A 15,938-nucleotide genomic window follows, 5' to 3' on the forward strand; every position below is an offset into this window, starting at 1 on the left:
TAAGGCTTTACTTTTCAGGAATCAGGCTTGTCCAACCCATTGCATTTTTTCCAAAATGGATTGGATGATAATGGGCGCATGGATTCTAGAATTTTCAATAAACCATTTATGGGTTTCCATACCGCCACATATAACACCTGCTAAATAAAGTCCCTCCACGTTGGTTTCCATGGTATCTTGATTGTATTGTGGCAATCTTTTTTCATCTTTGGAAAGCTTGATGCCAAGATGTTCCAAAAATTCAAAGTTGGGCATGTATCCGGTCAAGGCAAGAACAAAATCATTGGGGAGGTGTTTTTTACCTTCAGGGGTATCTACGATAAGCTCTTCTTCCAGAATTTCTTTTACTTCCGAATTGTAATAGGCCTTTATACTTCCTTCTTCTATACGGTTGATGATATCCGGTCTCACCCAATATTTAACCCGTTGCCCAACGTCTGAACCACGAATAATCAAAGTTACATCCGCCCCTTTTCGGTAGCATTCCAGAGCGGCGTCGATAGCCGAATTACTAGCCCCGATTACAGCTAATTTTTGGCTAGCGTAAAAATGGGGGTCCTTGTAGTAATGGGAAACCTTGGGCAAATCCTCACCAGGAACATTGATTTTGTTGGGCAGGTCGTAGAATCCCGTAGCTACGATGATGTTTTTGGCTAGATAACTATCCTTTGAGGTGTTTATTTGGAAAGAATCCCCATACTTGGTGACTTCATTCACCATTTCAAATAAGTGGATATTTAGCTTATTCGAAGTGACAATTCTTCGGTAATATTCCAGAGCCTCATTCCTTTTGGGTTTGGCCTCTTTGCTTATGAAAGGAATATCATCAATTTCCAGTTTTTCAGATGAGGAGAAAAACTGCATGTTTATTGGGTAATTGAAAAGGGAATTGACAATGGTACCTTTTTCAATAATAACATAGGAGAGCCCCTTTTTTTTGGCCTCCAAACCACAGGCAATACCTATGGGTCCCCCACCTATAATAACCAAATCGTACTCCTGCATCACGAAATTTCATCTTTAAGGGCCGATATGGTCGCTATAGGGTCTTCACTTCCGAAGACAAAACTGCCTGCTACCAACACATCAGCTCCAACATCTACTAACTTTTTGGCATTTGTCGTACTAACCCCACCATCAATTTCAATGAGCGCCTTGGAATTTTTCCTTTCTATCAGATTTTTGAGATTACTGACCTTTTGGTAGGTATTTTCAATAAAGGATTGCCCGCCAAAACCTGGATTTACGCTCATGATGCAAACCAAATCAATATCTTGGATAATATCTTCCAAAAGATTGACGGAGGTATGCGGATTTAGGGCTACTCCAGCCTTCATGCCCTCTTCATGAATGGCGCCTATGGTCCTATGGAGATGACTGCAGGCTTCAATATGTACTGTGAGGTTATCACTTCCGAGTTCAGCAAATGTTTTGATGTATCGGTCCGGGTCAACAATCATCAAGTGTACATCCAGCGTTTTTTGAGTATGCTTCGCCATGGATTTGATTACGGGCATCCCAAAAGAAATATTGGGAACAAAAACACCATCCATTACATCCAAATGGAACCAATCGGCCCTACTTTGATTTACCATTTCGATGTCATGCTGCATATTGGCAAAATCGGCTGCCAATAGAGAAGGGGCGACCAAACGCTCACTCATAGTACCTCTTGTTTAGGTTACAAAAGTAGCGAATTGATTCGTTTTACTTTTTAAGGAACTGTCTAAGCGATAACGGTATTTCTGCGGCGCTATGAAGGCTTTTTCAGTTTGATGAATTCAAGATTTGTAATTCCATCTGTAAAAATGCGAAACCCTTGGATGTTGCTTTGGGTATCACGGTCAAAGCGTATGCTTCCAAATTCCAAAGCATCGCTTCTGAAGGTGTCCTTCATTACGGGATAAAATACGACTGTTCTGCCTTTGGGGCCTTTTGCAGAGAGTTGTCCATCGTAAATATTAAAATCGTAAATGATTCTAAGGCTCGTACAATAAAAACTCCCCTGATATTCTTCCAGAATTTTGGCTGTAGCTTCTATTGGGGTATATCTCAAATAGGTGTTCGCTTCGCTCTCGTCAAGAGCGATGTCGTAGGTAAGGTTACCTTCAGATTTCTTAAATGATAGGATTATTTTCTCATCTCCCTCATTTAGAAACTGGAAGGTCTCTGGATGAGCCAAAGGAATTAGAGCTGTCCCTTCTTCTTGGTTGAGGCGTTTGTAAAATAGAGTATCCCTTTCCATTACTAGTCTGCGGGCAATACCTCTTTCCGCATCCCAGAAATGGCCTTCATACTTCTTTAAGTCTTTTGCTGATAATTTTTTGGTTTTGAGTAAGCCAACGTCAATGGAACTGGGTTCGGTATATTGATTTTCAATGTAATGATTGGCATGAAGCATGGCTGGCATGCCATTGTAAACGTTGTTGTTTCCTAAAACAAAAGAGGTTAGTTGTTGGTCCGGAAACCGAAACACGTTCGAAGCATATCCTCCTATTCGTCCAAATTGCCAATAAGCCGGTAGCCCCCGTTCCTTATGATAAAAAGACCTGCCCAAAGTGAGTTGTCCCCACCATGAATCGAATTTATCCCCATTTTCAAGTGTGACAGCTTCATCCAATTTTTGGATTAGGGGACTAAGTATGGATGTGGACTTCCCTGTCAATGCCCGATACCACTTCATCATATCTTCCGCGGTGGAATAAAAGACATTGTTGAAACCGACTTTTTGGAACATCAGCGTGTCATCTTGAGTTTGATAGGAAATGGCCTTGTTGGGCAGTATGTCGTTGTAACTTTCAGAAAAACTGCTGTGGTTCATCTGTAATGGACGGAACATATGCTCTTTAAAAAACGATTCCAAAGATTGGCCCGAAGCATTTTTAATGATTTCCAGCATTAAGGTGATTTCAGTTTTGGAAGTCATATGAGAAAAAGCTGTTCCCGGAACAAAATTGAGTTTCTCCTGACTTTTTATAAGGTGAAGAGCATCCTCTTGGGTATGGATACCGTTGTTTTCAATACCTATTAGCCTACGTAGGACACTGTGGTTATTTAGTCCGCTGGAGTGATTTACCAAGTGGGAAACCTTGATTTCATGGTCATATTTGGGAAAATCGGTCAGGAACTTCTGTATGGAGTCGTCCATTGAGAGTTTCTCCTGACTTTCCAAAACAAGAATACCGAAAACCACAAACTGGCGGGATAGGTATCCAATCTGAAAGGGGGTTTGAACAGTATTTTTCTTCTCATTTTGAACATCTGCGTAGCCAAACGCAAGTGTGTAATCTTTATCATCTCCGTAAATGAGTCCCACTACAACCCCTGGGGCTTTTTTATTCTGCCATTGACTAAAAATGCTGTCAATAGCGGATTGTTGTTGTCCCTGCAAAAGCATGGGTGTCATAAAAACAATGAAATGAAAGACCAAAAGAATGCATATATTTTTCATAGGGTATGATTTTGAATTAGTTATTATTTTGAAAGTAACTCGATTACTTTATGAGCTACAGAAGCAGCTGCGGTGGGGTCTTGTCCTGTTACCAATCGGCCATCAAAAACAAAGTAATTGTCCCAACCTTCTGCCGAATATGAAAAGTTCCCACCTCTTTCTCGTATGGTTTGTTCTATGGAAAAAGGAAATTCTTGGTAATAGGCCGCTTCCTTATTTTCAAATAGATCAGGGAAACCATTTACCTTTTTTCCATCAAAAAGGTATCTCCCATCTTGCGTTTTTAGATTAACTATCCCCGCTGTGCCATGGCAAATTGCAGAGATGACCCCTTTGTTTTCTTCATAGACGGCCATGGTAATTTTCTGAATGGCTTGGTTCTCTGGAACACCGTACATGGCAGCTCCCCCGCCTCCATAGTAGACTGCTTGGTATTTTGCTGGATTTATTTGGCTGGGTGTGAAGGTATTTTTAAGCTGTCCCATAAATTCAAAATCGTATAGATATTGTTTTTCCAAAGGGTCCGATGTATTTAAATAGCCGATGGGAATGGCTCCCCCTTTCGGACTCACAAAATCAATCTCGAAGCCCGCCTTCTTGAAGACGTCATATGCAAAAACGATTTCGGAAAAGTGATTGGCTGCATTGATATTTGAGTTTCCATAGGTGTACTGGTTGGAAACTATAAATAGAATACGACCATTCTCTGCATCTTCTGAGGAAATGGAAGTACGGGGAGTTTTCTTGACAATCTGTTCATTGGAATCTTTACATCCAAAAAAGCTGACTAGGAGAAGAAGGAGGCAAAAATGCTTCATTTGTTCCGTTTTTTGAACAAATTGCCTTTTTCGCAGCCATTGAGGATTACAAATTATAAATTGGAAGTTCGGGTTTATAAATACGAACCTTAATCTTATCCTTTGTACTGAGCTGGAGTTACCCCTTTAATTTTCTTGAAGGTAGTGTAAAACGTGGATTTAGAGTTGAATCCGCATTCGTAGCCAATGGCTTCTAACGTAAGTGAAGAATTGGATTTTATGAGGTTACATGCTTTTGCAATGCGATACTCATTGATGAACAGTGGAAAACTTTTTCCAAGATTTTCATTTAGCAATTGTGATAGTTGATGTACCGTGATATTTACTTTTTTGGCAATGTCTGAGGACTTCAAGTCAGCGTTGATAAAAGGCTCTTCCGAGGTCATTAAGTCCTGCAGTTGCTCCAATAGGGAATTGGCTTGATTGACCTGAATTTTTTTTGCACCATATTTATGTTCGGGGATAAACACATTTTGTTTGTTCTTTTTCCAGATAAAAACCAATAGGGCAAGCAAATAAAACAAGAAGGAAAAGGTTAGTGCACCAACTAGGTAATACGTAATGTTGGTAAAGAAATAGGCTGCCCAAATAATAAGATTGCCCAAGAAGACACTTAGGACCCAAATACTTCTGGCATCCAATTTGGTTGGTGATGTAAGTAACTTTTCAAGCAGGTGGCGTAGTATCCATCCCGAAGCAAGAATGTAGAAAAACCATTGAAGATATATGCTATATATAATATAGGGCCTCCAAAGGTGGATATGAAATTCAAAAGGAAATAGAAACCCGACAGCCACAATTAAGGGCAATAGAAGGGCGATATGGTATTTCCATGTTTTGTGGATCGTACTTTTGGGTTCTATCATGGACCTTACGTAGAAATAGAGAAAAGGACCGATAAAGAAACAGGCAGATAATCCAATCTGAAGATAAATAAATGCCAAATCCGGATTGAAGTAGAACACTACGGATTTTCCAATTCGTACGCTTAACATGAGCAAAAGGAAACCTAGAAATTTGCTGGAAATATGTTTGGGTTTGGCGATTAATAAAAAATACAGACCCAAACAAAGCCCATTAAACGCGCCAAGTGCACTAAAAAAGAAAAGTAAGGTTTGATTAAATTCCATTAGGAAATAGAGGTCTACACTTACCTTCTAAAAATAAGGAATTAGACAGATATTTCCTTTTTTCATTGATTTGGCGATCATAGATGCCGGTGTAGACGAAAAATTACCCATTGTACTCGCTAAGGCCATAGGAGTTTGCCGTTGTGAATCTAAAATCTACGATTGTTGTTTATAAAATCATAGAAATACAGCCCTACTACATATAGCAAAAGGATAAATGGGAAAATGAGAAATTCAGCAATCATATTAAGGTATTAAAGGCTATTTATTGCCTCTAGGGTTTTGGTTCTTTAAAGAAATTGGGTTACGAATCTTCGTCAATTTAGAGAAGACGTTTCCAGTTTCGACGAAAGATTGAGACTCAAAAGAATCCCCGTGACCATTGGACTTCAATTCCAAACTGTTGGAAGGAATAATCATTTTGACGAGCCGTATCCAGATATATAACAAGCCTAAGGCGGCTAAAACTACTATGGTCCAAAAAGCAATCATAAGCTAAAACTACTACAAAGGATGAAGGATTGGATATACCGATTGATGGACCAAGAGCGCTGTTTGATAAATCAAGGCGTTGATTTTATGAATGGGATTTTGAATTTATACGTCAACTCAAAAACTATATCTATCAATTCACTATGAAGAAACCATATGGGTTTGGATAATTTGACAGAATGATATCGGCCGGCAAAACATTGAAATTCAACTGAATTTACCAGCCTTAAAGACTCATCGAAAATAGAAATGTCGAATTTTTCAGGACAGATAGCTAGAATAAAAACGAAGCTTATCCAAGCCAAACAAATTGATTCGGACTTCAAGGTGTTTGGTTCAGGAGGTCACAAATATATTCTCGGCAAGCCAGCTGCTTCTAGACAAATAGAGGAGTTTGAAGCCAAATATGCCATCTGCTTGCCAAAGTGTTATAAAACGTTTATAGGTGAAATAGGGAATGGGGGTGAGGGGTACAGGAATTCTGCTGCTGGTCCTTTTTATGGGATATTTCCGTTAGGTGAGGGGGTAGAAGAACTCCTCTATTCCAGTCCCCAAAAATATTTGGGAAAATCGTGCATTCTAAGACCTGAAATTAATCAAAATGTTTGGGGAGAGCTTACCAAAAAACTGAGGAATGAAGGTATTTCAGACAAGGAGTATTCCGCAGAAATAAACAAGTTGTACTCTGGAGTTCTGCCCATTGGTTCTCAAGGATGTGCCTTTCTTCACGGAATAGTATTAAATGGTCCTTATCAGGGAAGAATGGTAAATCTAAGTATGGATTTGGGTATGCCACGGTTTGCTAAAGACTTTAGTTTTCTTGATTGGTATGAACGTTGGTTGGATGAACTCATTGACGGTTCCTTGTTCAAAAACCCATCTTCGTGGTTTGGATATGAAACGAGTATAAATTAATCTAAATAGATGATAATGAAGAGAATCAGATGGAGCTATCTTTTCAGTGGTCTTTTGGTTTTAGTATCCTGTTCTTCGGATTTAGAGGAAGAAGACCAAATTTCAGAAGATTTCATGCTGAATATTTCCTTTGTAATGGATGCAAGTGCAGAACGATTGGATAATTTAGGTGAGGCGGTGGGAATTCCAGCTGGAAATGCTGCTCAAAATCCAGATTTTGAAGTTTTGGGACTACATTTTATTGGGCTGTACCCTGATAAGTTTACACCCTTTGAAAATGGAACTACTGTTTTTTCTTCCCCTACTACAAATCAAGGGGGTTTGGAAGCAATTGATTTTGAGAATGAATTGTTTCTGACCGAATCTGATAATAAAATAAGTATCCCGTTAAGCGATGTTTCGCCTGGTACCTATGAGTTTTTTAGAGCCTCCATAGGTTTTCAGCAGTATAAAATAGTATACAATTTAGCAGGACTATCCATCCAACATACTTCTTGGCCCAAAGGTGTAGCTGACGATATTGATGTAGAGGGTACCGTGGCTTCCTTTTTGGGATTTAATACCTATATCAACCAGTATTTTCTAGGCAATCAAACAATTACAGTTGATTCCAATAAACTGCAAGGGTATTTTGGACTGGAGACCTCTGGAGAAATATCTGGTTTTCCTTTTAATCACTTGACCGAAGGAGAAAGCAATCGAACTACAGTCCCAAATCCGATAAATGAGACTTCCCCCATCCCACCAGGCTCTTGCGTCGTAACCGGAAAATTTCAATCCGCTCTTGTGGTTCCCGAAAAACCTGTACGGGATATTGATGTTCAAATCGTGATATCGGTAAACATGAGCTTTGAGTGGAAAGACACTAATGGAAATGGAAAGTTTGAGCCCTTATTAGGGGAAAAAGTGATGGATATGGGGACAAGAGGTGTTTTTCCGACTGTGCTCTAGATGTTGAACTATCAGTTCCTGTATTAATGAAAAAACGGAGTTTCCGCTTACTATACTTGACGCTGCTCTTTTTGGCTTCATATATTCAAACCCATGGGCAAAGGAGTAATATATCTTTTGGAATTACACCGAATTACAAAGTAAATGGCTATGGGTTAAGTACAAATTTTAATTACCATCATAATCCTTCAGACTATTTCCAGCTAACGCTTACAGCTGCTTTCTCCAATGAACAACCTAATTCCATGGTGGAGTTTCCTTTTGAAGACTATCTCATGAACCTCGGTTATTATACAACCGTTTTACGTTCAGAAAGACGTGGTATTTCCATTTTCTTTGGTGGAGGACCTGCGGTTGGATATGAAATAACCAAAAAAAATTACCAAGAAACCGCATTTACGGAACAAAGGGCCGCCAATACTTTTGTATTTGGTGCCTTTGCTTCTTTCGAAATGGACTTTTACCTAACCGATACTTTGTCCTTGGTAGTTCCCACTACCGGAATCTATCATTATAACAGTGAAGTCGAGGAAGTCAAGCTCCTTTTGGGACTAGGCCTTCGGGTATTTTTAAATTGATTTTAAGAAATTGATTTTGCCTTTTACAGTACCTTTAGAGAGAATTCTTACGTATTTTTTTAACCATCAATTTAAAAACGAAAATATGAAAAAGCTGTTGACCCTAACCCTTCTTTTGGGAAGTATTACATCATTTTTTGCGCAAGAATTCAAATATGATAAAAATGGTCTTACTGATTATGTAACCAAGGAAGTTTCAGGATTAAGTTCCAAAGAAATTTATGCCAAGGCAAAATTGTGGATTACAAGCAGCTACGCTAACCCCGAGCAAGTACTACGGTTGGATGAGGCCAATTATAAAATTCGTATAGCATCAATTAAGAAAAAGGGTTTTTGTGTTGAATCCCAATGTTCCGATTACCAGTATGAAATTGAAATTACTTTTGATGAAGGGACGTACAAATTCGACCCATTGCGATTGGCAGCTTGGGCTCCTGAAGGAGCAGCCAATTTACCCCTTGAAGATGGAAGCATCTATTTCAAAAAAAATGGTAAACCAAAATCCTACTCCAAGAAGATAATAGGTTCAATTGAAAAGCTTTTTAACGATTTGGATGCGTCGCTTTACAAATATGTCTCTAAAGAGAAGCTAGAAGAGGGGAAATAATCTTTTTGCAAGAAATTAGATACCGGTTCAACGGGTTCATTATTTCAAAAATCTACTGCCCTATATAAATGAAAAAACTCCGGTAATCAGCCGGAGTTTATTCATCAATCAAAAAACGAACAGTCATGATAAACTGTTATAGGGTTACAAATTACAACTTTCTTGCCAAAAAAACAATTTAAGGTATGTTTAACTGTAATTTGTTTTGATAATATTAAGAATTATCCTAAATAAGTCTTTAAAATTTTGCTTCTAGAGGTATGTTTCAGCCTACGGATAGCTTTCTCCTTTATTTGTCGAACACGCTCTCGAGTCAGGTCAAAAGTTTCCCCGATTTCCTCAAGAGTCATCGAGTGTTGACCCGCTAAACCAAAGTATAGCCTAATAACATCAGCTTCCCTGGGTGTTAAGGTCTCTAGTGCTCTTTCGATTTCGGTACGCAAAGACTCATGCAATAACTCCTTGTCTGGATTGGGAGATTCGCCACTTCGCAATACATCGTACAAATTGGAATCTTCACCATCAATCAATGGGGCATCCATGGATACATGTCGTCCAGAGTTTTTCAAAGATTGTTTAACATCTTCAACGGTCATGTCCAATTCTTTGGCAATTTCCTCTGCAGAAGGCACTCGTTCATGTGCTTGCTCCAAAAAGGCGAAAGTTTTGTTGATTTTGTTAATGGAACCAATCTTGTTCAATGGCAAACGCACAATTCGAGACTGTTCAGCCAAGGCTTGCAGAATGGATTGACGAATCCACCATACTGCATAGGAAATGAACTTAAATCCACGAGTTTCATCGAAACGTTGTGCGGCTTTAATCAATCCAAGGTTTCCTTCATTAATCAAATCGGGAAGTGTTAATCCCTGGTTTTGGTATTGTTTTGCAACAGAAACCACGAATCTGAGGTTGGCTTTAGTTAATTTTTCCAAGGCTATCTGGTCTCCCGCTTTGATTCGTTGTGCCAATTCTACTTCCTCATCGGCAGTGATTAAATCTACTTTACCGATTTCCTGTAAATACTTGTCCAACGATGCGGTTTCCCTATTGGTAACCTGTTTTGTAATCTTTAACTGTCTCATTTAATTTCCCTTCAAATTTAGTTTGTGAACCGGAGCTCATTAGTTTATACGTAGGAAATGCCAAAAAGTTACAATTTGATAAAATTTATTTGAATTTTTTTTCGTAAAGAAAAAACCCCGGATATTTTTCCGGGGTTTTTGAGGATATGCTAACAAATGTTAATCTCTTCGCGGTTTTCTATCACGATTACCCCCTCTACGGTCTCCTCCACGGTCATTGCGTGGGGGTCTTTCCTTATATCCTTCTGGTTTTGGAAGCAAAGCTTTTCTGGAAACTTTCTCCTTTCTGGTCCTTGGGTCCAAACCAAAGTATTTCACATCGATGACATCACCAAGATTTACCACATCGGTTACTTTGTCTGTGCGTTCCCAGGCCAGTTCGGAAACATGTAGCAATACCTCGTTACCTGGTGCTTCGGTATATTCAACTACGGCACCAAAGTCAAGTAACTTAATAACCTTCACTTCATAGATACTACCCACTTCAGGTTTGAACATGACTGCATCGATTTTGGCGATTACCGCATCGATACCGGCTTGGTCCGTACCTAAAATCTCCACAATACCCTCTTCCGTATCAGGATCTTCATTGATAACGATAGTCGTATTGGTTTCTTTTTGCAATTCTTGAATTACTTTTCCACCGGAACCGATAACCGCACCAATGTATTCCCCTGGAATGATTTTGGTAACAATTTTTGGAGCGTACGATTTAACCTCCTCGCGTGGAGCTTCAATCGTATCGGTAAGGTGCTTCAAAATATGCAAACGCCCATCTTTGGCCTGCATTAAAGCTTTTACTAAGATTTCGTAAGAAAGCCCTTTTACTTTAATGTCCATCTGACAAGCAGTTATACCATCAGAAGTACCGGTCACTTTGAAGTCCATGTCTCCTAAGTGGTCTTCATCACCCAAAATATCGGAAAGAACCGCATATTTTCCAGTTTCAGTATCGGTAATCAATCCCATAGCAATACCAGAAACTGGTTTTTTAAGCTGTACACCAGCGTCCATAATGGCCATAGTTCCTGAACATACTGTTGCCATGGAAGAAGAGCCATTGGATTCAAGTACTTCTGAAACCACTCGGACGGTATAAGGACAATCATCAGGAATCATTCCTTTTAACGCTCTTTGCGCCAAATTACCGTGTCCTACTTCCCTACGGGAGGTTCCTCGGATAGGTCGTGCTTCCCCAGTTGAAAAAGGAGGGAAGTTGTAGTGTAGGTAAAAGGATTCTTCTCCCTCGTAAGAGGGCATATCTATAATATTGGAATCTCTCGATGTTCCCAAGGTTACCGTGGCAAGGGCCTGTGTTTCCCCACGAGTAAAGATGGACGAACCATGAACAGACGGTAAATAGTCCACTTCACACCAGATTGGGCGAATTTCGTCGGTTTTTCTTCCATCTAAACGCAATCCTTCCTCTAACGTAAGGTTACGAACAGCTTCTTTTTCTGTTTTATGGTAGTATTTAGAAACCAATCCTCCGATTTCCTCCAATTCTTCTTCTGAAAAAGTGGCTTTGATTTCTTCTTTTATGTTGAAGAAAGCTTCACCACGTTCTTTTTTGGAAGAACCTGCTTTGGCCACAGCATAGACTTTGTCATAAGCCATATCGTGGATTTTTTTCTTGAGTTCATCATCCTCATCTTCTGGCTCGTATTCGCGAACTTCCTTTTTTCCGAAAGCTTCTGCCAATTTGACCTGAGCGGCACATTGAACCTTGATCGCTTCATGCGCAAACTTGATGGCTTCCACCATTTCCTCTTCGGAAATCTCACTCATCTCGCCTTCAACCATCATCACTGAATCTTCGGAAGCTCCGATAACCATATCGATATCGGATTCTTTTAGTTGGGCAAACGTTGGGTTGATAATCAATTCCCCATTTACACGACCTACTCGAACTTCAGAAATAGGACATTCAAAAGGCAAATCAGATAATTGAATGGCCGCTGATGCTGCCAAGCCTGCCATGGCATCTGGCATTACCGTCTCGTCATGAGACATTAATTGTATCATCACCTGGGTCTCAGAGTGATAGTCTTTTGGGAAAAGGGGGCGCAATACGCGGTCCACTAGACGCATGGTCAATACTTCACCATCACTCGGACGGGCCTCTCTTTTGAAAAATCCGCCAGGGTAACGTCCTGCAGCGGCGAATTTTTCACGATAATCCACAGTCAATGGCAAAAAGTCCACATCTGCGGCTTGATAATTGGAAACTACAGTACACAATAGCATACATTTCCCTGATTGAACCACAACAGAGCCATGGGCCTGCTTGGCCAATTTTCCAGTTTCAATAGAGATTTCCCTACCGTCACCGAGGTCAATGACCTCTTTAAAAGTTTTTGGAATCATAAAAATAATCTTACTCGAAACGCTTCGAGTCGTTAAACATTTGGTCTACCGCCTTCCGGACGGTCGGGTTGTGTTGTTGTGTTGACCAATGAAAAACTGAATGCAGCTTTTTAAGAATGCTTCGGATGTTCCGAAACTGCGGTCTAAAAAAGACCAAAATAAAAGGGAGGTCGAAGCCTCCCATTTACTTATTTTCTAATACCTAGTTCCTTAATAAGGGTACGGTATTTTTCAATATCTTTTTTCTTTAGGTAGTCCAAAAGACTTCTTCTTTTACCTACCAATTTCACCAAAGAACGCTCAGTTGCATAGTCCTTGTGGTTCTTTTTCAGGTGTTGCGTCAAGTGGTTGATACGGTAAGTGAACAAGGCAATCTGTCCTTCCGTAGAACCGGTGTTTTGTTCGGAACCTCCATGTTTCTTGAAGATATCCGCTTTTACTTCTTTAGATAAATACATTCCAATATTATTTTAATGATTTTTATGTATTTGATTGTCTTTCAATCAGCGTGCAAAGATAATCCTTTTTTTAGATTGAAAAATTTTTTCAGTTTTAATTAAACCTTTTTGATTTTGATTGGTCAAAAGGCCAAATCCTAAAATTCAATCATTATGAAAAAGAGTCTCAATCCAATGAACTTTATGAAATTTGCCCCATTTGCCTTGGCACTGTCATTTTTGGTGTTGGCATCTTGTACCGAAGAATCGGAAGAACCTATTGTGGAAGCTTCCAACGATGAATTGATTACTGTAGCTGAACTGCAGGTAAGTGATGAAGCCGAAATGATTTCTGAAGAAGTTTCAACTGTTGCTGAAGATGTATATGCCGCAGACGAAATTGCCCTAACAGCTAAAAGTGATTACACTTCTGACTATTTGCCTGACTGTGTAACCATTACTACCGTGGTAACAGATACGACCCGAGAAAAAACCATTGATTTTGGTGAAGGCTGTGAACTTCCTAATGGGAACGTATTGAGCGGTATTATCAACTTAAGTTATGCCAAGGACATGGAAGCCGCTTCCAAGACAATTGCTCTAACTTTGGAGAACTTCACTTTCAATGATGTTGCTGTTGAAGGTTCTGCCAGTGTTTTGCGAGTGCGCTCGAATGAAAATGGCAATCCTCAAGGCACGGTGGAATCTAATTTCGCTGCTACTTGGCCTAACGGGGATACCGCTTCTTTTTCTGGGACTCGTACCCGGGAATGGATAGAAGGTTTTGGTACTGGTTTCTGGGGAGACAATGTTTTCTTGATTACCGGAAAAAGAACCTATATAGGAAGACTTGGAAATGTGTACATGAAAGAAGTAATTACTCCTTTGCGTAGAGAATTGGCTTGTAGATTTATTGTAAGTGGTGTTTTGGAAATATCCAGAAACGACAATACAGCCAGTCTTGATTTTGGAGATGGAAGTTGTGACGCCAAAGGAATCTTGACCCAGCCCGATGGAACAGAAACCGAGATATTCCTTAGAAGATTTTTGAAGTAGTCAGTTCAAAGAAATTCAATAAAAAAGCCTGCAATCGCAGGCTTTTTTTATGCTCTAATCGGCTGATTCGTTATTAAATCAATGTATAAATTGATTTTCTTTTTCAAATCGCTTCTGTGGGAAATGAAGTCTAAAAACCCGTGTTCTTTTACGAATTCCGAGGTTTGAAAGCCTTCGGGCAAATCTTTGCCAACCGTATCCTTTACTACCCTAGGTCCGGCAAAACCAATCAGCGCTCCTGGCTCCGAAATATTGATATCACCTAACATAGCATAAGAGGCTGTGGTACCTCCAGTAGTAGGGTCGGTGCATAAAGAGATATATGGTATTTTGGCTTCTGCCAATTGGGCCAATTTCGCTGAAGTTTTGGCCAACTGCATTAGGGATAAGGCTGCTTCCATCATTCTTGCTCCTCCGGATTTAGAAATCATCACGAACGGAATCTTGCGTCTTTTGGCGACGTCAATGGCACGGGCAATTTTTTCACCTACCACACTTCCCATGGAACCTCCAATAAAACTAAAGTCCATACAGGCAATTACCAATTCTTTGCCCATCGATTTTCCCACCGCTGTTCGAACCGCATCTTTCAATCCGGTTTTTTGCTCAGCTGCTTTTAAACGATCTGAATACTTCTTCGTATCTACGAACTTAAGCGGGTCTTTCGAAGAAAGCTTGGCATCCAATTCACGAAACTTATTGTCATCAAATAATATTTCGAAATATTCTTTACTTCCTATTCGTACGTGGTAGTCATCCTCAGGACTTACGTAAAAGTTTTTGGCAAGTTCTTCCGATTCTACAATTTTACCGGTTGGGGACTTGTACCATAATCCCCTCGGGGTGTCTTTTTTTTCCTCAGTGGCGGTTTGAATTCCTTTTTCCTTTCTTTTAAACCAAGACGACATGTAAACGAAATTTAATTAAACGGCTATTACGAATTATAAGGTATTGACGTTGTTAAGGTCTTCAAACGCCTTTTTCAAACGTTCAACGAAGGTTTTTTCACCTTCCCTAAGCCACACTCTAGGATCATAGAATTTCTTGTTGGGCTGGTCACCACCTTCAGGGTTCCCGATTTGAGCCTGAAGGTAAGCAGATTTTCCTTCTACATAATCCCGAACACCTGCCATAAAAGCATACTGTAAATCAGTATCAATGTTCATTTTGATAACGCCGTATCCAATCGCTTCCCGAATTTCCTCTACAGTAGAACCAGAACCGCCATGGAATACAAAATCTATATGGTTATGACCCACACCGTATTTCTCAGAAACGAATTCTTGCGAGTTTTTCAAAATCTTAGGAGTTAAGGTAACGTTTCCTGGTTTATAGACTCCGTGAACATTACCAAAGGCCGCTGCTACAGTAAATCTTGGACTTACTTTGGATAGTTCCTCATATGCGTAGGCAACTTCTTCTGGTTGGGTATACAATTTTGAACTGTCCACATCTGTATTGTCCACGCCATCTTCTTCTCCCCCGGTAACACCCAATTCAATTTCGAGAGTCATGTCCATTTTGCTCATGCGCTCAAGATACTCCTTACATATTTCTATATTCTCTTCAATAGGTTCTTCAGAAAGGTCTATCATATGGGAGCTGAACAAGGATTTGCCAGTGGCTTTGTAATGAGCCTCACTAGCATCCAGTAAGCCATCTATCCAGGGCAATAACTTTTTGGCGCAATGGTCGGTATGTAAAATTACAGTCGCCCCATAAGCCTCAGCCATCTCATGAACATGTTTGGCGCCTGCTACTGCACCAAGGATGGCTGCTTTTTGGTTTTCGTTGGAAAGGCCTTTTCCAGCATTGAATTGTGCCCCACCATTGGAAAACTGGATAATAACCGGTGAGTTGATGGAAGCTGCAGTTTCCAATACAGAATTGATAGTATTTGACCCAATAACATTGACAGCGGGCAATGCATAGCCATTGGCTTTGGCGTGGTCAAAAATTGCTTTTACCTCGTCACCAGTGGCGACTCCGGGTTTAATATTGTGGGACATAGTGCTCGTTAGTAAGGGTTAAAATCAGGGAACAAAAGTAAT

At 40.0% G+C, this 15,938-nt stretch carries 15 protein-coding genes; 5 read left to right on the forward strand and 10 right to left on the reverse strand.

Annotated elements, in window-relative coordinates; genetic code table 11:
• Positions 1 to 21 precede the first annotated feature (21 nt).
• The 5 genes from ACSLUF_RS04290 to ACSLUF_RS04310 form a co-directional block, all read right to left on the reverse strand.
• A complete protein-coding gene (locus ACSLUF_RS04290; RefSeq protein ID WP_435624897.1) occupies positions 22 to 1,005 on the reverse strand; it encodes a YpdA family putative bacillithiol disulfide reductase in 984 nt (327 codons plus the stop codon).
• Entirely contained in the window at positions 1,005 to 1,664 is a 660-nt protein-coding gene (rpe, locus tag ACSLUF_RS04295; RefSeq protein WP_435624898.1) for a ribulose-phosphate 3-epimerase, read from the reverse strand. Before rpe ends, ACSLUF_RS04290 begins: the two co-directional genes overlap by 1 nt.
• Before the next feature lie 89 nt (positions 1,665 to 1,753).
• Positions 1,754 to 3,451 (reverse strand): serine hydrolase domain-containing protein, encoded by a 1,698-nt coding sequence (locus tag ACSLUF_RS04300; RefSeq protein WP_435624899.1) that lies wholly within the window; start codon positions 3,449 to 3,451, stop codon positions 1,754 to 1,756.
• 23 nt (positions 3,452 to 3,474) lie between these two features.
• Positions 3,475 to 4,269 carry a type 1 glutamine amidotransferase domain-containing protein gene (locus ACSLUF_RS04305; protein WP_435624900.1) on the reverse strand — a complete coding sequence of 265 codons (795 nt, stop codon included), beginning with the start codon at positions 4,267 to 4,269 and terminating at the stop codon, positions 3,475 to 3,477.
• Between the two features lie 95 nt (positions 4,270 to 4,364).
• On the reverse strand, positions 4,365 to 5,399 hold the full coding sequence (locus ACSLUF_RS04310) for a helix-turn-helix domain-containing protein (RefSeq protein ID WP_435624901.1): 1,035 nt from the start codon (positions 5,397 to 5,399) through the stop codon (positions 4,365 to 4,367).
• Positions 5,400 to 6,140: 741 nt separating this feature from the next.
• On the opposite strand from ACSLUF_RS04310, the gene ACSLUF_RS04315 reads away from it, so the two are divergent.
• From ACSLUF_RS04315 to ACSLUF_RS04330, 4 genes are all read left to right on the forward strand, one after another.
• Positions 6,141 to 6,806, forward strand: coding sequence for an SMI1/KNR4 family protein (locus ACSLUF_RS04315; protein ID WP_435624902.1), 666 nt, complete (start codon positions 6,141 to 6,143; stop codon positions 6,804 to 6,806).
• Between the two features lie 15 nt (positions 6,807 to 6,821).
• On the forward strand, positions 6,822 to 7,757 hold the full coding sequence (locus tag ACSLUF_RS04320; RefSeq protein ID WP_435624903.1) for a hypothetical protein: 936 nt from the start codon (positions 6,822 to 6,824) through the stop codon (positions 7,755 to 7,757).
• 26 nt (positions 7,758 to 7,783) lie between these two features.
• Positions 7,784 to 8,335, forward strand: a complete 552-nt coding sequence (locus ACSLUF_RS04325; RefSeq protein WP_435624904.1) for a conjugal transfer protein TraO — start codon at positions 7,784 to 7,786, stop codon at positions 8,333 to 8,335.
• A gap of 85 nt (positions 8,336 to 8,420) precedes the next feature.
• The gene (locus ACSLUF_RS04330; protein ID WP_435624905.1) at positions 8,421 to 8,942 is read left to right on the forward strand and encodes a hypothetical protein; all 522 of its coding nucleotides are present in this window, start codon (positions 8,421 to 8,423) and stop codon (positions 8,940 to 8,942) included.
• Between the two features lie 221 nt (positions 8,943 to 9,163).
• On the opposite strand, the gene ACSLUF_RS04335 is transcribed toward ACSLUF_RS04330, so the two are convergent.
• The 3 genes from ACSLUF_RS04335 to rpsO form a co-directional block, all read right to left on the reverse strand.
• The gene (locus ACSLUF_RS04335) at positions 9,164 to 10,027 is read right to left on the reverse strand and encodes a sigma-70 family RNA polymerase sigma factor (protein WP_073180565.1); all 864 of its coding nucleotides are present in this window, start codon (positions 10,025 to 10,027) and stop codon (positions 9,164 to 9,166) included.
• A 159-nt stretch (positions 10,028 to 10,186) separates the two neighbouring features.
• A complete protein-coding gene (locus ACSLUF_RS04340; protein WP_435624906.1) occupies positions 10,187 to 12,394 on the reverse strand; it encodes a polyribonucleotide nucleotidyltransferase in 2,208 nt (735 codons plus the stop codon).
• Positions 12,395 to 12,582: 188 nt separating this feature from the next.
• Positions 12,583 to 12,852, reverse strand: coding sequence for a 30S ribosomal protein S15 (gene rpsO, locus ACSLUF_RS04345; protein ID WP_435624907.1), 270 nt, complete (start codon positions 12,850 to 12,852; stop codon positions 12,583 to 12,585).
• A 153-nt stretch (positions 12,853 to 13,005) separates the two neighbouring features.
• Between rpsO and ACSLUF_RS04350 the strand changes: the two genes are divergently transcribed.
• A complete protein-coding gene (locus ACSLUF_RS04350) occupies positions 13,006 to 13,887 on the forward strand; it encodes a hypothetical protein (RefSeq protein ID WP_435624908.1) in 882 nt (293 codons plus the stop codon).
• A 47-nt stretch (positions 13,888 to 13,934) separates the two neighbouring features.
• Here the strand turns inward: ACSLUF_RS04350 and accD are convergent, their stop codons facing one another.
• Together accD and fbaA are read right to left on the reverse strand one after the other, a co-directional pair.
• Positions 13,935 to 14,795, reverse strand: coding sequence for an acetyl-CoA carboxylase, carboxyltransferase subunit beta (gene accD / locus ACSLUF_RS04355; RefSeq protein ID WP_435624909.1), 861 nt, complete (start codon positions 14,793 to 14,795; stop codon positions 13,935 to 13,937).
• A 33-nt stretch (positions 14,796 to 14,828) separates the two neighbouring features.
• Positions 14,829 to 15,896, reverse strand: coding sequence for a class II fructose-bisphosphate aldolase (fbaA, locus tag ACSLUF_RS04360; RefSeq protein ID WP_435624910.1), 1,068 nt, complete (start codon positions 15,894 to 15,896; stop codon positions 14,829 to 14,831).
• Positions 15,897 to 15,938: the final 42 nt, after the last annotated feature.

This window comes from Flagellimonas sp., from assembly GCF_965601775.1.
Lineage (GTDB): Bacteria > Bacteroidota > Bacteroidia > Flavobacteriales > Flavobacteriaceae > Flagellimonas.